At 69.2% G+C, this 22,719-nt stretch carries 18 protein-coding genes; 16 read left to right on the plus strand and 2 right to left on the minus strand.

From position 1 onward, the window contains the following. Window positions 1–85: 85 nt before the first annotated feature. A complete protein-coding gene (locus STSP_RS26985) occupies window positions 86–1,396 on the minus strand; it encodes a radical SAM protein (RefSeq protein ID WP_067283262.1) in 1,311 nt (436 codons plus the stop codon). Between the two features lie 534 nt (window positions 1,397–1,930). Between STSP_RS26985 and STSP_RS26990 the strand changes: the two genes are divergently transcribed. From STSP_RS26990 to STSP_RS27065, 16 genes are all read left to right on the plus strand, one after another. Then, complete coding sequence (locus STSP_RS26990; RefSeq protein WP_067283264.1) at window positions 1,931–2,515, plus strand: hypothetical protein; 585 nt, start codon at window positions 1,931–1,933, stop codon at window positions 2,513–2,515. A 423-nt stretch (window positions 2,516–2,938) separates the two neighbouring features. Beyond that, complete coding sequence (locus STSP_RS26995; protein ID WP_067283265.1) at window positions 2,939–3,457, plus strand: hypothetical protein; 519 nt, start codon at window positions 2,939–2,941, stop codon at window positions 3,455–3,457. 45 nt (window positions 3,458–3,502) lie between these two features. Beyond that, window positions 3,503–4,777, plus strand: a complete 1,275-nt coding sequence (locus STSP_RS27000; protein WP_067283334.1) for an FAD-binding protein — start codon at window positions 3,503–3,505, stop codon at window positions 4,775–4,777. Between the two features lie 142 nt (window positions 4,778–4,919). Beyond that, a complete protein-coding gene (locus STSP_RS27005) occupies window positions 4,920–6,203 on the plus strand; it encodes an ROK family transcriptional regulator (protein ID WP_067283267.1) in 1,284 nt (427 codons plus the stop codon). 17 nt (window positions 6,204–6,220) lie between these two features. Further along, on the plus strand, window positions 6,221–8,092 hold the full coding sequence (locus STSP_RS27010; protein WP_067283269.1) for a glycoside hydrolase: 1,872 nt from the start codon (window positions 6,221–6,223) through the stop codon (window positions 8,090–8,092). Between the two features lie 209 nt (window positions 8,093–8,301). Beyond that, window positions 8,302–9,567: an ABC transporter substrate-binding protein gene (locus tag STSP_RS27015; RefSeq protein WP_067283271.1), complete on the plus strand. Its 1,266-nt coding sequence runs from the start codon at window positions 8,302–8,304 to the stop codon at window positions 9,565–9,567. Between the two features lie 20 nt (window positions 9,568–9,587). Next, entirely contained in the window at window positions 9,588–10,553 is a 966-nt protein-coding gene (locus tag STSP_RS27020) for a carbohydrate ABC transporter permease (RefSeq protein WP_067283272.1), read from the plus strand. Continuing rightward, a complete protein-coding gene (locus STSP_RS27025; protein WP_232789809.1) occupies window positions 10,550–11,446 on the plus strand; it encodes a carbohydrate ABC transporter permease in 897 nt (298 codons plus the stop codon). Before STSP_RS27020 ends, STSP_RS27025 begins: the two co-directional genes overlap by 4 nt. 27 nt (window positions 11,447–11,473) lie before the next feature. Next, a complete protein-coding gene (locus STSP_RS27030; protein WP_067283274.1) occupies window positions 11,474–14,350 on the plus strand; it encodes a glycoside hydrolase family 2 TIM barrel-domain containing protein in 2,877 nt (958 codons plus the stop codon). Next, the gene (locus tag STSP_RS27035) at window positions 14,343–15,518 is read left to right on the plus strand and encodes an MFS transporter (protein WP_067283275.1); all 1,176 of its coding nucleotides are present in this window, start codon (window positions 14,343–14,345) and stop codon (window positions 15,516–15,518) included. Before STSP_RS27030 ends, STSP_RS27035 begins: the two co-directional genes overlap by 8 nt. Beyond that, the gene (locus STSP_RS27040) at window positions 15,515–16,558 is read left to right on the plus strand and encodes an ABC transporter ATP-binding protein (protein WP_067283277.1); all 1,044 of its coding nucleotides are present in this window, start codon (window positions 15,515–15,517) and stop codon (window positions 16,556–16,558) included. Before STSP_RS27035 ends, STSP_RS27040 begins: the two co-directional genes overlap by 4 nt. Before the next feature lies 1 nt (window position 16,559). Then, window positions 16,560–17,363 carry an ABC-2 family transporter protein gene (locus STSP_RS27045; protein ID WP_067283279.1) on the plus strand — a complete coding sequence of 268 codons (804 nt, stop codon included), beginning with the start codon at window positions 16,560–16,562 and terminating at the stop codon, window positions 17,361–17,363. Window positions 17,364–17,366: 3 nt separating this feature from the next. Then, window positions 17,367–18,167, plus strand: a complete 801-nt coding sequence (locus STSP_RS27050) for an ABC transporter permease (protein ID WP_067283281.1) — start codon at window positions 17,367–17,369, stop codon at window positions 18,165–18,167. Next, window positions 18,164–19,318, plus strand: a complete 1,155-nt coding sequence (locus STSP_RS27055) for an MFS transporter (protein WP_067283282.1) — start codon at window positions 18,164–18,166, stop codon at window positions 19,316–19,318. Before STSP_RS27050 ends, STSP_RS27055 begins: the two co-directional genes overlap by 4 nt. A 214-nt stretch (window positions 19,319–19,532) precedes the next feature. Next, window positions 19,533–20,852: a jacalin-like lectin gene (locus STSP_RS27060; RefSeq protein WP_067283284.1), complete on the plus strand. Its 1,320-nt coding sequence runs from the start codon at window positions 19,533–19,535 to the stop codon at window positions 20,850–20,852. Between the two features lie 4 nt (window positions 20,853–20,856). Then, on the plus strand, window positions 20,857–21,063 hold the full coding sequence (locus tag STSP_RS27065; RefSeq protein ID WP_067283286.1) for a hypothetical protein: 207 nt from the start codon (window positions 20,857–20,859) through the stop codon (window positions 21,061–21,063). Window positions 21,064–21,094: 31 nt separating this feature from the next. On the opposite strand, the gene STSP_RS27070 is transcribed toward STSP_RS27065, so the two are convergent. Next, window positions 21,095–22,516: an FG-GAP-like repeat-containing protein gene (locus STSP_RS27070; RefSeq protein ID WP_067283338.1), complete on the minus strand. Its 1,422-nt coding sequence runs from the start codon at window positions 22,514–22,516 to the stop codon at window positions 21,095–21,097. Window positions 22,517–22,719 lie beyond the last annotated feature (203 nt).

A 22,719-nucleotide genomic window follows, 5' to 3' on the forward strand; every position in this document is an offset into this window, starting at 1 on the left:
TATGCGGCTCCGCCGCGCGGGCGCGACCAGCCACGATGGTGCCGCAGACGATCGACAGCACATCGCTGCACCCCCAGCGGAGCGCTTAGGCCGAGATGCTGTCCATGAAGGAGCTCACCGAGAACACCGCGCGCCCCGGCCCGGCAGGCCCGTAGCCGGGCGGGGACGTCAGCCCGTACTCCTCCATCGTCGCGGCGTACGCCTCAAGGAGGCGGATGTGGTACTCGAGCGGGGCGCCCTGCGGATTGGCCTTGCCCAGCGGGGTGGTCGGCTCGGGGCACCAGGTCGTGAACCGGGGCGTGATGCCGTGCGACATGAAGAACCGCAGGCCCTCGGTGGTCGATGCGATGGCCTCGTCGACCGTGGTGAAGCCGAAGGGCTCGGCCATCTCCACGCCCGCCACGAAGTTGGGGATGACGTTGCGGGGGCCGAAGACGTCCGCCGAGTCGAGGATGCGGCGGTGCCACTCGTCGCGGCCGACGTAGCGCTCCTTGCCCGGGCAGTACAGCTCGAACAGACGGCGGTCCCACACCTCGTAGTTGGGGTGGTAGATCTGCACGCCGTAGTCCTTGAAGCGCTGCACGTCGGCTTTCGGGAGGGCCTGGGCGACGACCTTGCCGATCCAGCGGCCGGGGAAGCGCTCCTCGATGGCCTTGGCGTATTGGCCGTAGAAGTCGGCCTCGTCGCGGCCGCCGATGTGGGAGGTGATGGCGCCGCCGGTGAGGGTGTACGCGGTGGAGGCCTTGGCCGTGTCGTACTTGTCGATGATGGCCAGCGCCTCCAGCACCTCCTCGACGTCCTTCACACCGGTGTAGGGGCGGCCGGCCGCCTTGTGCTGGCGCCAGTTGTGGTTGATGTCGCAGTACTGGCACTCCTCCTTGGCGCCGAAGTACTGGCAGACGCGGAAGACCGTCAGATAGATGAGGTAGCCCCACTGGATGGTCGGGGCGACCTCCATCACGGACTTGCCGTTCTCGAGGGTGTGCCGGTAGTAGTCCGGCATCGGCGGCAGCCCGACGTCAGCGATCCGCGTTCCGTCGAGATAGAGCCCGAGCACGCCGTCCTCGTCCGCCGCGACGCGGTACGGCGAGGCCGGGTTCACGCGTACGGACACGACGGTGCGGCGCAGGTCGTACGGCCCGCCCGTGAGGACGATCTCCTCGGGCGGGCGGCGCAGCGCGGCGGCGCCCAGCTCGGGCAGGGTGCCGTGGTCGAACGAGAAGATGAAGTACGACTTCGGCTTGACGTCGCCTGACGCCTCGTTGGCCGTGTCGCTGAGCGCCGACTCGTCGAAGGCGATGCCACCGCGGAGCAGGTCCTCCTTGAACACGGCCTCGCGCGGCACGTGCGGGAACCGGTACAGCAGGTCCTCGACCAGCGCGGTGCGGCTGTCCATGGCTCTCCTTCTCCTCGCGAGTCCCCGTCTTCTCGGGTTCTCACGTTACGCGGGGAGCGTGCCCGACCGTCGACGGGGGTTCGTCGCCCGCATCGACGGTCGGATGGCAGCCCGTCATCTCTCCGCTCGTCATGACGGCGATCGGAGCCTGGGTGCTTTATCAGACACGCGGCAAGAAAGAAAGAACCGGCGGAATTTCCGGCGTGTCCCTGAGCGGGCGGCGACAACAAGCTGACTCTTTTTCAGCGGCCCCGAGCTATCCGGAATGCCCTGGCCTCTGGCCGACAGAGTGACGGGCCATCGACAGTCGCCCAGGCAGCCCAAGACACGGTCGGGGAACCCCCGATTTTGCTGGGTTTTGACGAGAAATCAGGCCATCAGAAGGATGCGTGACACGGCCTCAGGTGCGTCCGGTCGGCCCTTTGGTGATCACACCTTCGACATCTCCGAGATGACAGCAAAAAATGCGATCAGTACGTTCATTCACGGGTCGGCCGCTCGGGCCGGCATCTCTGGACATCAAGGAGAAGTGAAATGAAGACGCGTACCGTCGCCGTCACGACCGCCGCTGTCGGCGTCGCGGCACTGACTCTCACCGGAATGACCTACGCCTCCGCCACCGGTTCTTCTCAGTCCGCCCCCCAGGCAATCGCGGACCACGCCCGCTACGGCGGAGAAGACAGCGAGAAGAAGGACGAGGGGAAGGACTACGACTACAAGAAGGAGGACAAGGGCTACGACAAGGAGGACAAGGACTACGACAAGGGGCACAAGGGCTACGACAAGGGGCACAAGGACCACGACGAGGACAAGGTCGTCGTCAACGGGCAGAAGTACCCGGCTCACAAGTACCAGTGCTTCCCCGTCGCCAGCGTCCAGGTACCCAACGGCGACGGCCCCGTCGCCGATGACACCTTCAACGTCGAAAACCTCAGCAACAAGATCGTCGAGTTCTTCGACACCATCAACTGCAGCAACACGCCGGAGGCCATTCTCTCGCCCAAGTCCTCCCAGTTCGTGGTCGATGGAAACGTGGAAGACGACGTGATCGTGGGCAGCTTCAAGGTGATCGACAGCCACTACGACCACAAGGGCGACCACGAGGGCTACGACGACTGAGACTAGCCAAGGCAGACCACGAAGAAAGAGCGACACAGCAAAGCAAAACGGCCGCCCACGCGGCACCGAAAACCCCGGCCCGCCGGAATCGGGCCGGGGTTTCGGTTTGGGTCACCCGTCCGCCGGGCGCCCAGCTCCGAATGGCTCCATGGCTATGCGTCCGATAACCCATACGCCTCGCGACCTCACTATGCGCTCGGCCACACATGATCGCAAAGACACGCCGGACGATCCACCCTTCCCGCATGCCACAGCATGCCCTGAATCAGTTTCGAAGCCGCGAAAGTCACGGCCGACGTATCAGGCGACATGGCCTCGATTGCTCCACGCTGGTTAATTATCCGTCAATAAGAGCTGAATACCGGGGATCGGACGCCGCAACAGTCACTGTTTAATGACCCGTCCCCCACCAATGAGAGTGCCATGTCGCTGCTGCCAAAGTTTTTCAGACGGTCAAAGAATCCGTCTCACCCGGCGATGTCGCGGCGGCTCGAGCAAAGCATCGAAGGCGCCGGCTACTGGGTGAAAAGGATGCCCAGAGAAGCGGTCCACCTGGTACAGAGATTCCGTCTGTACAACGTCGCTGCTGCGGCCATCAGCCTTTTCACGGGACTGCTCGCCTGGCCGCTCATCGCCCAGACCTCGCAGTTCACCGCGCAGGTGGTCCTTTCCACGCTCTCCGGCCTCGCCGCACTCACGATCGCCGTCCCTCACGCCGTCGGCCTGAGCGATCGCACAGAAGAAACCATCAAACTGTGCGGGACATACGGCAGAATCTATGGCGAACTACTCCAAGCGAAGCAACGGCTCACCGCGGGAGCCGCGGACCACTCGACGCACGCGGCCGACCTCATCCGCCAGTACGAGGACGTCACGGGACGCAAGGACGCCCTCGCACTGCCGGGGAGGGAAGGATCGCCGGGCAGGCGCGAGCTGCGATGATCCCTTCAGAGTTTTCCAAGAGAGGGACGACAGCCCGTGACCGACATAGCGGCGTACGACGGCGGCACCGTGACCAACTGGGCCGGCAACATCACCTTTACTCCACACGAGGTGCACCGCCCCGGCTCCCTCCACGAGCTGCGTGAGCTGGTGGCCCGCAGCCGAAAGGTGCGGGTACTCGGCAGCGGCCACTCCTTCAACCGGATCGCGGACAGCGAGGACGTGCTGCTGTCGCTCGCCGCGCTCCCGCCGTCCGTCGAGGTCGACACGGCGGCGCGCACGGTCCGCGTGGCGGGCGGCGTGCGGTACGCGGAGCTGGCCCGGCGCGTCCACGAGCACGGGCTCGCGCTGCACAACATGGCCTCGCTGCCCCATATCTCCGTCGCGGGATCGGTCGCGACGGGCACGCACGGCTCAGGGAACGCGAACGGCAGCCTCGCGGCCGCGGTGCGCGAGGTGGAGCTGGTCACTGCGGACGGCTCGACGGTGACGCTACGCCGGGGCGAGGACCGCTTCGGCGGGGCGGTGGTCGCGCTCGGTGCACTGGGCGTGGTGACGGCGCTGACACTGGATCTGGTGCCGGGCTTCGAGGTGAGCCAGCGGGTGTACAGGGATCTGCCGCTCGACGGGCTCGACTTCGCGGCGGTGTCGTCGGCTGCGTACAGCGTGAGCCTGTTCACGGACTGGCGCGGGCCGCGCTTCACGCAGGTGTGGCTGAAGCAACGCGCCGACGCGCCTGCCCCCGACTTCCCGTGGGCCGCGCCCGCCACCGAACCCATGCACCCCGTGCCGGGCATGCCCGCCGTCAATTGCACACAGCAGTTCGGCGTTCCCGGCCCGTGGCACGAGCGGCTGCCGCACTTCCGTGCCGAGTTCATGCCGAGCAGCGGCGCCGAGCTCCAGTCGGAGTACCTCCTCGATCGCTCCGACGCGCTCGCCGCCCTGCACGCGCTCGACTCGGTCAGGGACACCATCGCGCCGGTCCTGCAGATCTGCGAGGTGCGCACGGTGGCCGCGGACGACCAGTGGCTGAGCCCGGCGTACGGGCGCGACACGGTGGCCCTGCACTTCACCTGGGTGAAGGACACCGCATCCGTCCTGCCCGTGGTGTCGCTGGTCGAGGACCGGCTGGCGCCGTTCGCGCCGCGGCCGCACTGGGGCAAGGTGTTCACCACCTCACCCGCCGTCCTGCGGAAACTCTATCCACGTATGTCAGAATTCGTCGGACTCGCCGAGACGCTGGACCCGGAGGGCACGTTCCGCAACCCCTTCGTACGCCAGGTGCTGGCGGGCCGCGCGGAACGCCCAGAACAGATCTGAGCCGGGACCGCCGCCGGACCACGCCGGACCACGCCAGAGCGCGCGACTTTCTCCAGCCCCTTTCCTAACCCCTTGTCGAAAGGCGGGCGACGCCATAGCCTTGCGCCTCGCCAGGGATCAGAGGGACGGAGGGGGCAGTCCGGTGAAGCGCACGTCCCGGGACATACGCACGGCAAACCGCTATGAGGTGCTGCGCCAGATCATCGCCGAGTCGCCCACGTCGCGGCAGGAGCTGGCGGCCGCGACGGGGCTGAGTCTTGCGACGGTGGCCACGCTCGTCGGGGAGCTGCTGGAGCTCGGGATGATCACCGAGGTCGGGTTCGAGGACTCGGCGGGCGGGCGCCCGCGGGGACTCGTCGCCGTCAACGCGTCGGGAGGCGCGTTGATCGGCGTCGACATCGCCGAGACGTACGTCCGCGTCGAGCTGTTCGATCTGGCACTGAACGTGCTGGGCCGCGCCGACGAGGACGTACGTCCCGGTGAGAACCGTCCCGAGCAGGTGGTCGCCCATGTCGCCGCCGCCGTCGGCTCCGTGGTCGCGCAGGCGGGCGTAACGGGCGCCAGGGTGCTGGGCGTCGGGGTCAGCGTGCCGGGCCAGGTCGACCGCGAGGGCGGCGTCTCGGTCTACGCACCGAACTGGGACTGGCACGACGTGCCGCTCCTCGACCTGCTGGCCGCCCACATCGCGTACCCCCTGCATCTGGACAATCCGCTGCACGCGTGCACCGTGGCCGAGCTGTGGTTCGGCGCGGCACGCGGGCGCGGTGACGCCGTGGTGGTCAACCTCGGAACGGGTGTGGGCGCCGGCCTTGCGCTCGGCGGCGAGCTGCACCGGGGCACCACCAACAGCGCCGGCGAGTGGGGCCACACCACACTGGTGCTGGACGGCCGGCTGTGCCACTGCGGCAACAGCGGCTGCGTCGAGACGTATGTCGGGGCGCCCGGCATCATGCTCAATCTGCGGGAGCTGAGCCCCGGCAGTCCGCTGCTGCACCCCGAGGACCAGACCGCGACGATCGACGCCCTGGCGCGCGGGGTGGCCCAGCAGGACCCGGTGGCGGTCAAGGCCGTGCAGAACACCGGCCGTTATCTCGGCGCGGGCATCTCCGACCTGGTGAACCTGCTCAACCCGGAAGTGATCGTCCTCAGCAGCTGGGTGGCGTCCGCGCTCGGGGAGCCGCTGCTCGCCGAGGTGCGCGAGGCCGTCGCGCGGCACGCGCTGAAACGGCCGCTGGCCGCCACCGAGATCATCCTCTCCCCCATTCCCACCGACCCGGTGTGCCTCGGCGCGGCGACCTTCGCGCTGGAAGGGGCGCTGTCCTCCGTGAGCCAGAAGCCCGGGAGCCCGTCCCCGAAGAAGACCACGGGCGGCAGGACCGCCCGTCGCACCACCCCCGCAAGGAGCCGTACCGCACCGCCTTCGTGACGACGGAAGGGTTGCACATGACGCGCACCATCCCCCGAGCCGAGAGCCGTATACGTCCGGGCGGCAGACGCCCGGTCGTGGCGGCGGCCCTGGCCGCCGCGCTCACCGCAGCCGGGGCCCTGGCCTCGGCCCCGTCCGCGGGTGCCGCGGACACCTCCCCGGCGGAGGTCTCCCCGCACGCCGCACAGACCATCGACAACATCGGCGCTTCCGGCGCCTGGTGGGTCAACGACATTCAGCATTTCTCGCCCTCGGTCCAGGCCCGGGTCGCCAAGCTCCTGTTCTCCGAGGACGGCCTGGACCTGAGCTCCTACCGCTACAACATCGGCGGTGGCGGCACGGCGGTGACCACGCCGTCGCGTGCACCGGAGGACTTCCTGAACGACGACGGCACGTACGACTGGAGCAGGGACAAGGGCGGCCGTACGTTCCTCAACTACGCGGCGAAGTACGGCGTCGAGGACCTGATCGCCTTCGTGAACTCCGCGCCCGCCGAGTGGAAGACCAACGGCAAGAGCTGCGGAGGCTATCTGAAGGCGGAGAACACCGGGGACTTCGCCAGGTACATCGCGGACGTCACCGACCACTTCGCCGAGCTCGGCCAGAAGTTCGACTACATCAGCCCCTTCAACGAGCCGACGAACAGCTTCGACTCCTGCGGGCAGGAGGGCATGCTGGTGCCGGTCGACCAGCGCGACGACATCGTGCGTGCGCTGGGCGCCGAGCAGCAGGCGCGCGGCCAGAAGACCGGCATCATCGCGGACGAGTCCACCAGCACGGTCAAGTTCAACGAAGAGGTCCCCCAGTGGATCTCACAACCGGGCACGGCCCAGTACGTCGACAAGCTGGCCCACCACACGTACGACAACCCCAGCGACGCCAACCGGGCGAAGGTCTACGAGACGTCCAAGGCGGCGGGCATCGCGTCCTGGTCCACCGAGATCTGCTGTTTCGGCAAGGGCGGCACGGGCTGGGCGCAGGAGTACGACCCGACCATCGACGGCGGGCTGAACCTGTCGCGGATCATGTACAAGGACTTCGCGACCGCACACGACTCGGCGTTCCAGTGGTGGGTGGCGCTCTCCGAGATGATCGGCACCGATCCGTACGCGAGGAACGACAGCGGCTGGAACGACGGGCTGATCTACTACGACCCGGACTACGCCACCAACGGCAACCAGACCCTGTACTTCACCAAGCGGTACTACGCGCTCGGCCAGTACAGCAAGTTCGTGAAGCCGGGCGCCGTCGCGCACAACGTGACGGGCGCGCCGAGCGGTGTCGAGGTCAGCGCGTACGACCGGAAGGGCAAGTGGGTCGTGGTGGTCAACAACCACAACACGACGGACACGGCCCTGGACCTGCACTTCAACAGCAAGACGCCGCTGAAGGCCACACAGGCCGTGCGGACGTCGGCCACCGAGAACTGGGCGTCCGCCGCCCTTCCCTCCGTGACCGACGAGACGGCCTCCGCCACGCTGCCCGCCCGCTCCATCACCACGTACGTCTTCGACCAGCACGGCGACGCGACCTCCGCGGTCACGGGCGCCTGGCAGGGCAAGCAGTCCGGCAAGTGCCTCACGGCGAACGCCTCGGGCGCCGCCATCGCCACGTGCACGGGTGACGCGGCGCAGTCCTGGTCGTACGACTCCACGGGCACGCTGAAGGGCGGAAACGGCTGCCTGACGGCCGCGAGCTCTGGTCTGGCCACCGCCGACTGCACGGGCAGCGCCCAGCAGCAGTGGCTGCTCAACGGCAACGGGCAGATCGTGAGCGAGGCCTCCGGTAAGTGCCTGGACGTCAGCGGCCAGGCGACCACCGACGGCAGCAAGGTCGTCGTCTACACCTGCAACGGCGGGGCCAACCAGGCCTGGTCGAAGCAGAGCTGACGGACTGGGGCGGGCCTCCCCCACTCTCGGCTTCGCTCGAGCGGGGGACCCCCAGGTGCGATGGCCCGCCCCACCCCCCGTTCGGTATCCCGAACCCCACACAACGCTTCGAGCAGGCTTCGTCCAACCCCTTGCCGAAGCCTTAGCCGAAGGTTAACGTCCCGCACCGCAACGCCATCCGAGCCGTCTTCGAGACAAGGACGTCAGCCATGTCGGCAATGAGCAGCAGCAACTGGGACCGCCGCTCGGTACTCCGGGCCGCCGCCGGCCTCGCCGCCCTCGGCCCCCTGGCCGCATGCGGCAGCAACAACGGCCGCGGTGGCGGGAGCGGTTCGGGCACGAACCTCGTCCAGTACTTCCACGCGTACGGCGAGCCGGGCACCGAGCAGGCCATCAAGCGGTATGCGAAGGCCTACAAGGACGCCAACGTGACCACGCAGTGGATCACCAGCGCCGACTTCGAGAGCAAGCTCTTCTCGACCCTGCTGACCGACAACGCCCCCGACCTCTTCGAGTTCCACCCGCAGATCCAGATGGTCAGGAGCGGTCAGGTGGCGGACCTGACCGACATCATCGACCCGGTCAAGGACGACTTCAACCCGGCCGACATCAAGTCGCACACGGTCGACGGGAAGATATACGGCGTCCGGATGATCGACGACCCGCAGTTCTTCTTCTACCGCAAGTCGATGCTGGAGAAGGCGAACGTCAAGGTGCCGACCACGCTCGACGAGCTGATGGAGGCCGCTGCCAAGCTCACCACCCCCAAGGTCAAGGGCCTGTACCTCGGCAACGACCTGCACAATGTCATCAACCCGATGATCTGGTCGGCGGGCGCCGACACCCTCGACGACAAGAACGAGATCGCCTACCACACGGACGGCGTCATCGAGGGCCTCAAGAAGATGCGCAAGCTGTTCACCAGCGGCGACCTTCTCCTCGGCGCACCGACCGAGTCCTGGGACCCCTCCTCGCTCAACCAGGGCCTGTGCGCCATCCAGTGGTGCGGCATGTGGGCGATGCCGCAGATCCAGGACGCGCTCGGCGACGACTGGGGGATCTTCCCCTTCCCGAAGACCATCGACTCCGGCAAGCAGTCCGTCTACAACGGCGGCTGGTCGATGTTCGTCAATGCCAAGGGCAAGAACGTCGAGGCAGCCAAGGAGTACGTGAAGTGGCTGTGGATCGACCAGAAGGAGTACCAGGAGGACTGGGCCACCTCCTACGGGTTCCACATCCCGCCGCGTACCTCGATCGCCGAGAAGGCCACCAAGCTCAAGTCGGGCAACGCCGCTGAGGGCGTCATGCTCTTCAACGCGTTCGGGCACTTCGACAACATCGGCTGGACCCAGGCCATGATCACCGCCCTTGAGGACGTCTTCGCCAACTGCGTCCGCAAGAACATGGACCCGGAGGCCGCCCTCGACAAGGCCGACACGGCAGTCAACCGCGAGCTCAAGAAGCTGTTCGGATAGGCCGCGGAACGGACCACGACATGTCGACGACCACGGCACGCGACCTCGCGCGCCCCGCCCCGGCGAAGGCCTCATCGGCCAAGCCGCGGCGGGGTCTGCGGGGTAGCGCCACCTTCAACTTCTGGCTCTTCACCGGGCCGTTCCTCATCGGTCTGGCGATCTTCGTCTACGCCCCGATCCTCTGGAGCCTCTGGCTCAGCTTCTTCGAGGCCCGCTTCACCGTCACGCCCGACAAGTTCGTCGGCTTCGACAACTACACGTACATGCTGACGAACGACGACTTCGTCGGCTCGCTCGGCACCTTCACCGTCTTCGCCGCGTTCATTGTGCCCACCACCTGGGCGTTCTCGCTGGGCCTGGCGCTGCTGGTGAACCGTCTGCGGTTCATGCGGGCGTTCTTCCGTTCGGTCTTCTTCCTGCCGACCGCGTGCAGTTATGTGGCCGCCGCGCTGATCTGGAAGATGTCCATCTTCAGCGGCGTCCGCTTCGGCCTGATGAACACCGTCCTCGGCTGGTTCGGGATCGAGAACATCGCCTGGCTGGCCGACCCCAACCCGCCCTGGTACTGGCTGGTCATCGTGAGCGCCCGTCTGTGGCTGCAGTCCGGCTTCTACATGATCCTGTTCATCGCCGCGCTGCAGAACATCCCGGACGAGCTGTACGAGGCCGCCGCCATCGACGGCGCCAAGCCGGGCTGGCAGACCTTCCGGTACATCACGCTGCCCCAGCTGCGCGCCACGTCCACCGCGGTGGTCCTGCTGCTGCTCATCGCGGCCTACCAGGCCTTCGACGAGTTCTTCAACCTGCTGTCGAAGACGACATGGGGCCGTCCGCCGCTCGTCGAGCTGTACTACAAGGCCCTGGGCGAGAGCCAGGACTACGGCGCCGGCAGCGCGGGAGCGCTCATCCTGACCGTACTGATCTGTGCCGTGACCCTGCTCCAGGGCAAGATCATGGGCTTTGGAAGGGGGGACGAGTCCAAGTGACAACCACCATGCCCGAGGTGCACAAGTCCGCGCCGACGTCGGACAAGCCCCTCCGTGTCAGGCGCGGTGGCGGCGTGATGAGTTCCACCGGCCTCTACATAGCCACGGGCGTCGCCGCCCTCCTCTTCCTGGTCCCGTTCTACATTCTCGTCCGCAACGCCCTGTCCACCGACGCCGAGATCACGGGCGAGACCTGGAAGTTGTTCCCCACGGACATCCAGTGGGGCAACATCAGCGAGCTGTTCAGCGACGAAACGGTCCCCTTCGGCCAGTCCCTGTGGAACTCGGCGGTCGTGGCCACCCTGCACACCGCCGGCATCCTGCTGGTGTGCTCCCTCGCGGGCTACGGCCTGGCCCGCATCCCCTACAAGCACGCCAACAAGATCTTCTACGCCGTCCTGGGGACCCTGATGGTCCCGACCGCCGTCACCTTCGTCCCGAGCTTCGTGCTGGTCTCGTCGCTCGGCTGGGTCGACAGCTACCGCGGTCTCATCATCCCGGGCCTGTTCAGCGGTTTCACCTGCTTCCTGTTCCGGCAGTACTTCCTCGGCTTCCCGAAGGAGCTGGAGGAGGCGGCGCGGGTGGACGGGCTCGGGTACTGGGGTGCGTACTGGCGGGTCGTCGTGCCCAACTCGCTGAACTTCTTCGCGGCGATCGCCACGATCACCTTCATCCAAGGCTGGAACTCCTTCCTGTGGCCGCTGGTGATCGGCCAGGACCCGAGCGCGTGGACCGTGCAGGTGGCGCTGTCCTCGTACATGACCAACCAGACGGTCAACTTCCACCTGATCTTCATGGCCACCGCGATTTCCATCCTGCCCCTGGTGTTCGTCTTCCTCTTCCTCCAGCGCTGGCTGGTGCAGGGGATCGCACAGACCGGCATCAAGGGCTGACCGAGCAACCTACGGAGACCCAGAACCATGTCCTTCCGCACCACCGATTCCACCGACTACATCGAGGATGTGTCGCCCGGCCGCGGCGGTCTGCCGCCGCGCGCCTGGTACGCCGCGTCGGACGCCGCTTCCCTGTCGCTGAACGGCAGATGGCGGTTCCGGCTGTCCGCCACGGCGGGCGCGGAGGACGAGTCGTTCGCCGAGCCCGGCTTCGACGCCTCGGGCTGGGACGAGGTCGCCGTGCCGGGCCACTGGGTGCTCCAGGGCGACGGGGCTTTCGGCGCGCCGATCTACACCAACCACCTCTACCCCTTCCCGGTCGACCCGCCGTACGTGCCGACCGAGAACCCGACCGGTGACCATCTGCACACCTTCGACCTGCCGGACGACTGGCCGGCGGACGGCGACGCCGTGCTGCGCTTCGACGGCGTGGAGTCGTGTGCGCGGGTGTGGCTGAACGGCGAGGACATCGGCGAGTTCAAGGGCAGCCGCCTGCCGCACGAGTTCGCGGTCGGCCGGCTGCTGAAGCGCACCGGCAACGTGCTGGCGGTGCGCGTCCACCAGTGGTCGTCCGGCTCCTACCTGGAGGACCAGGACCAGTGGTGGCTGCCCGGCATCTTCCGGGACGTGGCCCTGCTGCACCGCCCCGAGGGCGCGGCGTCGGACTTCTTCGTCCACGCGTCGTACGACCACCGCAGCGGGGAGGGGACGCTGCGGGTGGACTCCCTCGTGGAGGGCAGGGTCACGGTCCCGGAGCTCGGCATCGACGTGGCCACCGGTGAGCCGCTCACCGTGCCCGTCGAGCCGTGGACGGCCGAGACGCCGCGGCTTTACGACGGTGTGCTGGCCACGGCGGGTGAGCGGATCCCGCTGCGCATCGGGTTCCGCACGGTCGTCGTCGAGGACGGCGTGATCAAGGTCAACGGGAAGCGGATCCTGTTCCGGGGCGTGAACCGGCACGAGTTCCACCCGGAGAAGGGCCGGACCGTCGACCTCGACACCATGCGCCGGGACCTGGTGCTGATGAAGCAGCACAACATCAACGCCGTCCGCACCAGCCACTACCCGCCCCACCCGGCCTTCCTCGACCTCTGCGACGAGCTGGGCCTGTGGGTCATCGACGAGTGCGACCTGGAGACCCACGGCTTCGTCGAGCAGGCCTGGCGCGACAACCCGGTCGACGACGACCGCTGGACCCCCGCGCTCCTCGACCGCGCCGCCCGCATGGTCGAGCGCGACAAGAACCACCCGTCGGTGGTCATCTGGTCGCTGGGCAACGAGGCGGGCACCGGCCGCGGCCTGACCGCGATGGCCGAGTGGATCCACGACCGCGACCCGGACCGCCTCGTGCATTACGAGGGCGACATCAACTGCCGCGACACGGACATGTACTCACGCATGTACGCGTCCCACGCCGAGGTCGAGCAGATCGGCCGCGGCCTGGACGGCGGAACCCACAAGCGCCGGGACCTGCCCTTCATCCTCTGCGAGTACGCGCACGCGATGGGCAACGGCCCGGGCGGGCTCAGCGACTACCAGCGGCTGTTCGAGAAGTACGAGCGCAACCAGGGCGGCTTCGTCTGGGAGTGGATCGACCACGGCATCAAGCACGCCGAGCTCGGCTACGCATACGGCGGCGACTTCGGCGAGGAGCTGCACGACGGCAACTTCGTCTGCGACGGGCTGATCTTCCCGGACCGTACGCCGTCGCCGGGCCTGGTCGAGTACAAGAAGGTGATCGAGCCCGTCCGTATCGAGGGCGACGGCCCCGCGGGCACGGTGCGGATCACCAACGGTCACGACTTCGCGGACCTGTCGCACCTCGCGTTCGAGTGGTCGTACCAGGTGGACGGCGAGACGGTGGAGGCCGGATCGCTGGCCGTGCCGGGCCTGGCCGCGGGCGAGTCCGCCGAGGTCAAGCTGCCGGAGCCGCCCGCCGACAGCCGCGGCGCCGAGACGGGATGGACGGTGCGGGCGCTGCTGGCGGAGGACACCGCGTGGGCCACGAAGGGCCACGAGGTCGCGTGGGCGCAGCTGCCCGTCACCGAGCGCGCGCCGGTGCCGGTGGCAGCCGGTGAGCAGCCGACTTCACGTGACCGGCTGATCCACCTCGGCCCGGCGTCCTTCGACGCCCGCACCGGCGAGCTGCGGACGGTCGGTGCGGTGGATGTCACCGGCCTGCGCCTGGACGTGTGGCGCGCCACCACCGACAACGACAACGGCGCGAGCTGGCAGGACGACATCCGTTACGGCCTGCTGTGGCAGAAGCTGGGCCTGCACCGGATGCGGCACCGCATCGACGCCGTCGAGCTGGGTGACGACGCGCTGACCGTGCGGACCCGGGTCGCGCCCGCGGCCTGGGAGCTGGGCCTGCGCACGGTGTACCGCTGGACCGCCGACGGCAGCCGGCTGCGGCTCACCGTGTCGGTCACGCCCGACGGCGAGTGGAAGGTGCCGCTGCCCCGTCTCGGGATCCGCTTCGGGCTGCCGTCGTCCGCGGATCACGTGAAGTGGTTCGGCGGCGGCCCCGGCGAGGCGTACCCGGACACGCGGGCCGCCTCCAGGCTCGGCCGCTGGCAGTCGTCCATCGACGACCTGCAGACCCCGTACGTCCGCCCGCAGGAGAACGGCGCGCGCGCCGACGTCCGCTGGGCGGAGATCGGCGGTCTGCGGATCGAGGGCGACCCGGAGTTCTGGTTCACGGCCCGCCGCTGGACCACCGAGCAGCTCGACGCGGCCGAGCACCGGACGGACCTGGTGCCGGGCGACACGGTCTGGGTCAACCTCGACAACGGCCAGGGCGGCATCGGCTCCCAGTCGTGCGGTCCGGGCCCCCTGCCGCAGTACCTGCTGGGCGCCGAACCCGCCGAGTTCTCCTTCACCTTCACGGAGATCAATGAGTAGCACTCTCACGCAGTCCGCGGCCGGACGGCTCTTCAGCCGTCCGGCCGCGGCCGCGTCCTGCGTCGGATTCGTCCTCATCGGCATGCTCCAGGCGCTCTACGGTCCGGCGGTGCCGGGCCTGCGCGAGGAGTACGCCCTGTCCCCCTCAGGAGCCGGACTCGGCCTCAGCCTGCACTTCACGGGCGGCGTCGCCGGCGTCCTGGCGTTCAACGCGATCCACTCCCGGATCAGCAACCGGGCGCTCCTTGCGGCCAGTTACGCCCTGATGGCCGTGGGCGCCGCGGGCTTCGCGCTCGCCCCGAACTGGCCGCTCGCCCTCGCCGCCGCCTTCCTCGGCGGCCTCGGCTTCGGCGGCATCGACTACGGCCTCAACCAGCTGTTCGCGGTCGGCTTCGGCGACCGCTCGACGGCGATGCTCAACATCCTCAACGCGCACTTCGGCATCGGCGCGGTGCTCGGCCCGGCGCTGATCGCGTGGACGGGCCCGGACGGTTACGCGTACGCCTTCGGGGCCTGTGCCGTGCTGTCGGGAGTGCTGATCCTGTGCACGGGTGGTGTGGGCACCGAAGCTCCGAGCCCGAGCCCTGACAAGTCGTCAGCAGCTCCGGCGAACTCGCTCGGCATCTCCCGGATCCTCGTCGGCTTCCTCGCCCTCTACATCCTCAACGTCGCCGTCGAGGCGGGCGTCGGCGGCTGGGAGCCCACCCATCTGGAGACCGTCGGCTACTCGTCCGCGGTCGCGGCGTCGGCCACCTCCGTGTACTGGCTGATGATGACCGTCGGCCGCTTCCTCGTCGTACCCATCACGCTGCGGTACTCGCCGGAGCGCATCCTCACCGTCTGCGCGGCCGGCATGACCGCGTGCCTGCTGCTGGCGCTGATACCGGGCGCGGCGCCGGTGGCGTACGCGGGCGTGGGGCTCTTCATCGCACCTGTGTTCCCGACGGGCCTGCCCTGGCTGAACCGGGCGCTGCCCGAGGCGAAAAGGGCAGGCGCCTGGGTGATAGCCGCCTCTATGATCGGCGGCGTTGCGGCCCCGCCGCTGCTGGGCGTCGGCATCGAGGCGTCCGGCATCCGCGCTGTGCCATGGCTGCTTACGGTCCTGTCGGCCGCGTCGCTGCTTGCGACCGTATGGCTGATCAGGCTCACGAGGAGGTCGGCCGCATGAGCGGCAGTATCGAGGTCCGTGGCCTGTCCCGGACCTTCCACACCACCGTCCGCCGCCCCGGATTCGCGGGCGCCCTCAAGTCCCTGGTGAACCCGGAGCGGGTCGCGAAGGAAGCCGTCGTGGACGTCACCTTCGACGTGGCGCCCGGCGAACTGCTCGCCCTGCTCGGCCCGAACGGCGCGGGCAAGTCCACCACCATCAAGATGCTCACCGGCATCCTCACGCCCACGGCCGGCGAGGCGCGCGTCGCCGGCGTGGTCCCGTACGAGGAGCGCGAGCGCAACGCCCGCAACATCGGCGCGGTGTTCGGGCAGCGCACCCAGCTGTGGTGGGACCTGCCGGTCCGCGAGTCCTTCGCGATCCTGCGCGACATCTACGAGGTGCCGGAGCGCGAACACCGCGCCCGGCTCGGCGAGTTCGACGAGTTGCTCGACCTGTCGTCGTTCTGGGACACGCGCGTACGGCACCTCTCGCTCGGCCAGCGCGTGCGCTGCGACCTGGCCGCCGCGCTGCTGCACGACCCGCCCGTGGTGTTCCTCGACGAGCCGACCATCGGCATGGACGTGGTGGTCAAGGAGCAGGTGCGCGAGTTCCTCAGGCACCAGGTGGAGGAGCGCGGCCGGACGGTGCTGCTGACCACCCACGACATGACGGAGGTCGAGCGGCTCGCCGAGCGGGTCGTACTGATCAACCACGGGCGTCTCGTGCTGGACGGCTCCCTGGACGAGATCCGCCGGAAGTTCGGCTCGACCTGGCAGGTGCGGGCCACGCTCGCCGACCCGCACGCGCGCGTGGAGCCCCTTCCGGGCATCGCGCTGCTGCGGCACGACGGCCTGAAGGTGGTGTTCGGCCCGGCCGAGGCCGACGCCCCGACCGTGCACCAGGCGCTGAAGGCGGTCATCGAGCGGTACGAGGTGACGGACATCGCCATAGACGAGGCGGACCTCGAGGACGTGATGCGCGCCGCGTATGTCCAGGCGGAAGCCGTCTCGAGAGCCCACGCGGAAGTCCCTTCGGGAGCCCGGGCGGAAGGGGTCTGACATGGCCGCCGTCCACGCCTGGCGCGCCGCCCGCGTCACCCCGCTCGGTGAGCTGCACACCCCGCCCCGCATGACCGCCGCCCTGCTCCGGCTGACCGTTCAGGTGGTGCTGGTGGCGTCCCTGTGGAACGGCCTGTACGCACAGACCGGCACCACCGCCGGACTCGACCGCGACCAGGCCGTCACCTACGCCGTGCTGGCCGTACTCGCGTCCCGGCTGCGGGAACTGGACCAGTACGCGGGCCGGGACACGGTCCTCCAGCACATGCACTTCGGCACGATCGTCTACTGGTACCTGCGGCCGCTGGCACCGCAGCGCTACTACGCCCTGCGCGCCCTGGGCGAGCAGCTGTACGGACTGGCCTGGGCGCTCGCGGGATACGCGGTCTGTCTGGCCGTCGGAGTGGTGCGACCGCCCGAGTCGGCCGCCGTGGCCGGGGTGTTCGCGCTGAGCATGCTGCTCGGCCAGTGGGTCCTGTACTACGTCATGCTCGTCATCGACCAGCTGTGCTTCTGGACGCTCCGCAACGGCGCCGCGATGCTGATCCTGATCTTCGCGCAGAACCTGCTGTCCGGGGTGTACGCGCCGCTGTGGTTCTTCCCGGACTGGTTCATCACGCTGAGCGGCTTCCTGCCCTTCCAGGCGACACTGAGCGTGCCCCTGTCGCTGTACGTGGGCCGCATCCCCCTGTCGGAAGCGGGCGCCCAACTCGCCGTACAGGCCGCCTGGGTGGTGGTGCTCGCCCTGTTCACCCGGCTGCTGTGGCGGCGCGCCGCCCGGCGCGTGATCTCGCAAGGAGGCTGACCCTTGAACGCGGTCCGCATCGCCTGGCGCATCACGCGCCTCAACTTCCGCGCGCAGCTGGAGTACCGCTCCGAGTTCCTGATGATGATCGCGATCGGCGCGGTCTGGCAGGTATCGGTGATCGTCTTCGCGACCGTGCTGCTCACCCGGTTCACCGGGATGGGCGGCTGGGACAGCTCGGACGTCCTGCTGATCCCGGCGACACGGATGCTCGCACACGGTCTGTTCGTGCTGTTCCTGGGCCGGGTGCACGGCCTGGGCCGGCACATCCAGGAGGGCGTGATCGACACGTATCTGGTCCGCCCGATGCCGGTGTACCGCCAGCTCCAGCTGGCCTACTTCCCCACCAATGCGATCGGCGACCTGACGGTGGCGGCGGGCCTCATGGTGGGCGCGCTGTCCCGCAGCAACCTGGACTGGACGGCGGGCCGGGTCACGTATCTCGTCGTGTGCGTGCTCGGCGGGATGCTCCTGGAGGCGGCCCTGTTCACGGTGGTGGCCTGCGCGTCGCTGCGCTTCCCGGCCGCCGACTACTGGGGCCGCTGGCTGGAGGAGCTGCTCGGCACCTTCGGCAGCTATCCGCTGAACGTGCTGCCGAGGGCTGTCGGCGGTTTCCTGACGTTCGGTCTGCCGCTCGCGTTCGTCGCGTACTTTCCGGCCGCCGTGCTGACGGGCCACGGCGACGACACGGGTGTGCCGTACTGGCTGGCCGCCGCCTCACCGCTGCTGGGAGCGGCCGCGTTTCTGGCGTCCCGGCTGCTGTGGAGGTGGAGTCTGCGGCACTACACGGGGGTCAACGGATGACGGCCACCGGCACGACCTCCTCCGACTTACGTGCCCGCCTCGCGGTGGGCCTGGTGTTCGTCGTCCTGGGGGCCACGCAGGGCGGCTGGATGGCCCGCATCCCGGCGATCCGCGACCAGGTCGGCGTGGACACGGCCCAGTGGGGGCTGCTGAGCAGTTCGTCGGCGGCCGGTGACCTCGTGGCGATCGTGCTGATCACCGTTCTGATCGGCCGGGTCAGCACCCGCATGCTGAGCCTCGCGTCCGCTGCCCTGGTCCTGCTCAACGCGCCGGTGCTGGCGGGCGCCCCGGCCGTGCCCGCCCTGGTGGTCGGCCTGACGGTGTGGGGGCTCTCGGCGACGTTCCTGGCCACGCCCGTCAACGCGCTCGCCGTCGCGGTGGAACGCGCTCACGGCGCACCGCTGATGTCTGTCTTCCACGCCGCGTACAGCTGCGGGGTGCTGGCGGGCGGCGCCTTCGGCACGCTCGCGGCGGCCACCGGCGTCTCGCCGGGCGTCCAGATGGCGGTCAGCAGCGGCGTCCTGGGGGCGCTGCTGCTGGCGCTGGGAGGCCGGCTGCCGGACGAGGCGATCCGCAAGGAGAAGCGCCGGCCGATCAGGCACCGCTTCACCCCCCAGCTGGTCCTGCTCGCCGCCATCGCGTTCCTGGCGTCCTTCGTGGAGGGGGCGGCGTCCCAGTGGAGTTCGGTGTACACGTCCGACTTCCTGGACGAGGGACCGGCGCTCGGCGCGGCGACGTACACATGTTTCTCTGTCGCCATCCTCGTCTGCCGGCTGGTGGGCGACCGGCTCGTGGCCCGCCTGGGGCGCCGCGCCTTCGTACGCCTTTCGCTGCTGACCGTGGCCCTGGGCGTGGCACTGGCCCTGGTCCGGCCCGCCCTGCCGCTCGCCCTGGCCGGTTTCACCCTCGCCGGACTGGGCATCGCCTGCGTGCTCCCGGCGGCGATCGCCCTGGCGGGGCGGCAGCCCGGGGTACCGGCCGGTGAGGGCGTGTCGGTCATCACCCTCGGCCAGTGGCCGGGCTTCCTCCTGGCGGGCCCGGCCGTGGGCCTGCTGGCGGGCGCGACGGATCTGCGGGTGGCGCTGGGGACGCTGGTCGTCGCGGGCCTGGGCGCGGCCGGGCTGACGCGGTGGGTGACGGTCCGGGGGTGAGCCGGGGCCGTCGGCCGGCGGGCGGTCCGGCCGTGAGCCGGGGCCGTCGCCCGGCGGGGCTGGCCACCCTGTCGCTCACTGTTTCCCCAACTCGCCTTGCACACCACACTGGTTCGCGTTGAATCTGAGCATCATTCAGCTTCTGCATCGTTCAGCTTCTGCTTCCTTCCGCCCCACCCCGTCCCGTCCCCTTCCCCGACCGGAGACACCCCCCATGAGACGACTGATCGGCACACTCGCGGCCGCCGCGCTGGCCCTCACCGGCCTCGCCACCACCGGCTCGACCCCGGCGGCCGCCGCGACCTCCGGCTCCTTCAACGTCCTCACGTACAACATCGCCGGTCTGCCGCTCGGCCTCGGCGACAGCGACCCGGAGACCAACACCCCGCTCATCGGGCAGCGCCTCGGCCCGTACGGCATCGTCAACGTCCAGGAAGACTTCAACTACCACGCGTCGCTGTACGCGAACGACAGCCATCCGTACCGCACGGCGACCAGCGGCGGTGCCGGCATCGGCGACGGCCTCAACACCCTGTCCGACTACGCCTTCGAGGACTTCCAGCGCGTCGACTGGGACGACTGTACGGGCACGGACTGCCTCACTCCGAAGGGGTTCTCGCTCGCCCGGGTCCGGCTCGCCGAGGGCGTGTTCGTCGACCTGTACAACGTGCACACCAACGCGGACGTGACGGACGAGGCGCTGGCGGCACGCCGCGCCAACATCGAGCAGCTGTCGGACTTCATCCAGGCCAACTCCGCGGGCAACGCGGTGATCGTCATGGGCGACACGAACACCCGCTACACGCGCACCGGCGACAACATCCGCACCCTCGTCGACGAGAACGGCCTCACGGATGCCTGGGTGCAGTTGGTCCGTGGCGGCAGTGCCCCCGCGCAGGGCAGCGACGCGCTGGTGTGCGACTCCGCGGCGCCGACGGACGACTGCGAGGTGGTCGACAAGGTCCTCTACCGCGGCAGCGACCTCGTGAAGCTGACGGCCACCCGCTACCACAACGACTGGGCGTCCTTCACGGATTCCGACGGTGAGCACCTGTCGGACCACTACCCGCACACCGTCGACTTCTCCTGGTCCCTGCCGTCCACGCTCCGCGCGAGCGACTTCTTCGGCGGCCCGCACGGCACCGCCTTCAACGACGCGGACGACCTGCCCGCCGCGCCCGCGCCCCGCACCCTCACGCTGCGTGGCGCATCCCGCCTCGACGCGGTGTCGCTCACGCACGACGGCGGTACGGTCCTGGCCCACGGCGGTACGGGCGGCACCGCGACCTCGCTCACGCTGGCCTCCGGCGAGCATCTCACGTCGGTGAAGCTGACGAGGGGCCAGAAGGACGGTCGTACCCGGATCTTCTCGGCGTCGTTCACCACCGACAAGGGCCGTACCCTCACCTCGGGCACGGCCACGTCGGACTCCGTCACCTACACCGCGCCGTCCGGCTGGGCGATCGTCGGTTTCACGGGCCGCGCCGGCGACGAGATCGACAAGTTGGGGGTGCTGTACGCGCCGATCGGCTGAGCGGGTGCGAGGCAGGCCGCCGACCGGCTCGGACTGGTCGGCGGCTCTGAGCCGCTTCTTCCACCAGGACGGCGAACACTCGCAGTGCCCCGGCGGAGCGGCCCACCACTACGACCAGTCCCTCTGGCTCACCAAGGGCATGGGCTTCGGCGGCGCCGGCGGCGACTGGGGCCAGCGCCTGGACCAGGAATACGTCAGGCATGGCAGGTGAGTCAGCGTGCATCGCCGTGACTCGGCTTGCGTCAGCGGGCGAAGACGTCCGCGAACTTGCGGCCCTTGACCACCGGATAGTCGAAGTCCGTCGCGTTGAAGGCAGTCGCGTAGGTCGTCGTCAGGCCCGAGGTCGTGCCGCGCAGCACCCATGCCGCCCCGTCGTCGTACCCGCCGGACACCACGTCCTCCCCGAACGCGCCGATCGCCAGGTCCGCCCTGCCGTTGCCGTTGATGTCGCGCAGCCCCAGTGAGGAGCCGAAGTGGTCACCGGCCTCGGCGGCGCCCGGCACTCCCGACGTGGCCTGGTGGAAGGACTGGGCACCGCTTGTGGTCAGTCCGCCGGAGCCGCCCTTGAGGAACACGATGTTGCCGACATTGCGGCGGCTGTTCACGTCCTCGTACGAGGCGCCGACCGCGACGTCCGCGTAGCCGTCGCCGGTCGCCTCGCCCACCGCGACGGCGGCGCCGAAGTAGTCGTAGTCCTCGCTGGTGCCCGGCACACCGGCGCTGTCCTGCGTGTACGTGGTGCCCGTGGCGGGCAGTCCGGACGCCTTGCCGTACCGCACGGTGAACGAACCACCCTTGCCGGCCGTCGTGTTGCCGGTGACCAGGTCGTCGTAGCCGTCGCCGTTGATGTCGCCCGCCGCGACGGCCCTGTCCCAGGAGGCGGCGCCCCCTCCGCTGCCCTCGGCCAGCACCGCGTAGTCGGAGCCGATGTCGCCCGGACCGCCGCGCAGGAGGCCCACGTACCCGCCGGTGGCGCCGGTGCTGTCCGTCCGCCTGCCGTGCACGACGAAGTCGCTGCCGTCGGTGGCGGAGAAGTGCCCGGCGACGATCCCGTCCAGTTGTACGCCCTCGGGCAGGAAGTTCACCTCCGGCGCCAGCGCGCCGTCCTGGGTGGGCTTCCCGTCGGCGTACCACCAGAACGTGTTGCCACCGACGACGACCAGGTTGCCGGTGCCGTCGCCGTCGAGGTCGGCGAACGCGGTGCCCTGTCCGAACCCGTAGGCCTCGGCGTTGGGGGCCGTGAGCATGGAGCCGCCGGACGTGAACGGGTTCGCTCCGCCCCAGACGATGGTGACCGAGCCGCTCGGCTTGCCCGTGATCTGCTCGTACGGCGCGCCGACGATCAGGTCGGCGTAGCCGTCGCCGTCGACGTCGCCGCTGGTGACGTTCTCGCCGAACTGGTCGACGGACTCCGATGTCCCGGGGACGCCCGGCGTGTTCTGGGTGATGTTCACCGAGCGGGCGGGGCTGACGCCGGAGGCCGAGCCGAAGAGGACGGTGACCGTGCCACCGCTGGCCTTGGGCGTGCCGATGGCGAGATCGCGGTAGCCGTCGCCGTTGAAGTCGTCCCACAGGCCGGAGGGGGCCGCGACGGAGGCGGGGGCGCCGAGGGCGGTGGCGGCCAGGACGGCGGTGATGGCGACGGCCAGGGTACGTGCGCGCAAGGTCATGCTCCCGTCTCGGAACCATGCGGGTTCGGGGCTCCGGTAGGACCTACGACACGCGTGGTGGACGGATGGTTGTACACGGTGGAAGACAAGGTGAACGGGACCATCCGGTGCGGCAGCGGTTCGCCGGTGGACCCGCCGGAGAGCGTATGGCGTCGAATCAAACCGATGTCCGTGCGCACTCGCCCTTGGTTGGGGGA

Origin of the sequence: Streptomyces jeddahensis, assembly GCF_001642995.1 — a bacterium.
GTDB lineage: Bacteria > Actinomycetota > Actinomycetes > Streptomycetales > Streptomycetaceae > Streptomyces > Streptomyces jeddahensis.

What these genes read in the sequence shown, in the direction of transcription:
- STSP_RS26985 (WP_067283262.1), bottom strand. Translation starts at nt 1,396, where the DNA reads ATGGACAGCCGCACCGCGCTGGTCGAGGACCTGCTGTACCGGTTCCCG.
- STSP_RS26990 (WP_067283264.1), top strand. Translation starts at nt 1,931, where the DNA reads ATGAAGACGCGTACCGTCGCCGTCACGACCGCCGCTGTCGGCGTCGCG.
- STSP_RS26995 (WP_067283265.1), top strand. Translation starts at nt 2,939, where the DNA reads ATGTCGCTGCTGCCAAAGTTTTTCAGACGGTCAAAGAATCCGTCTCAC.
- STSP_RS27010 (WP_067283269.1), top strand. Translation starts at nt 6,221, where the DNA reads ATGACGCGCACCATCCCCCGAGCCGAGAGCCGTATACGTCCGGGCGGC.
- STSP_RS27015 (WP_067283271.1), top strand. Translation starts at nt 8,302, where the DNA reads ATGTCGGCAATGAGCAGCAGCAACTGGGACCGCCGCTCGGTACTCCGG.
- STSP_RS27020 (WP_067283272.1), top strand. Translation starts at nt 9,588, where the DNA reads ATGTCGACGACCACGGCACGCGACCTCGCGCGCCCCGCCCCGGCGAAG.
- STSP_RS27030 (WP_067283274.1), top strand. Translation starts at nt 11,474, where the DNA reads ATGTCCTTCCGCACCACCGATTCCACCGACTACATCGAGGATGTGTCG.
- STSP_RS27035 (WP_067283275.1), top strand. Translation starts at nt 14,343, where the DNA reads ATGAGTAGCACTCTCACGCAGTCCGCGGCCGGACGGCTCTTCAGCCGT.
- STSP_RS27040 (WP_067283277.1), top strand. Translation starts at nt 15,515, where the DNA reads ATGAGCGGCAGTATCGAGGTCCGTGGCCTGTCCCGGACCTTCCACACC.
- STSP_RS27045 (WP_067283279.1), top strand. Translation starts at nt 16,560, where the DNA reads ATGGCCGCCGTCCACGCCTGGCGCGCCGCCCGCGTCACCCCGCTCGGT.
- STSP_RS27055 (WP_067283282.1), top strand. Translation starts at nt 18,164, where the DNA reads ATGACGGCCACCGGCACGACCTCCTCCGACTTACGTGCCCGCCTCGCG.
- STSP_RS27060 (WP_067283284.1), top strand. Translation starts at nt 19,533, where the DNA reads ATGAGACGACTGATCGGCACACTCGCGGCCGCCGCGCTGGCCCTCACC.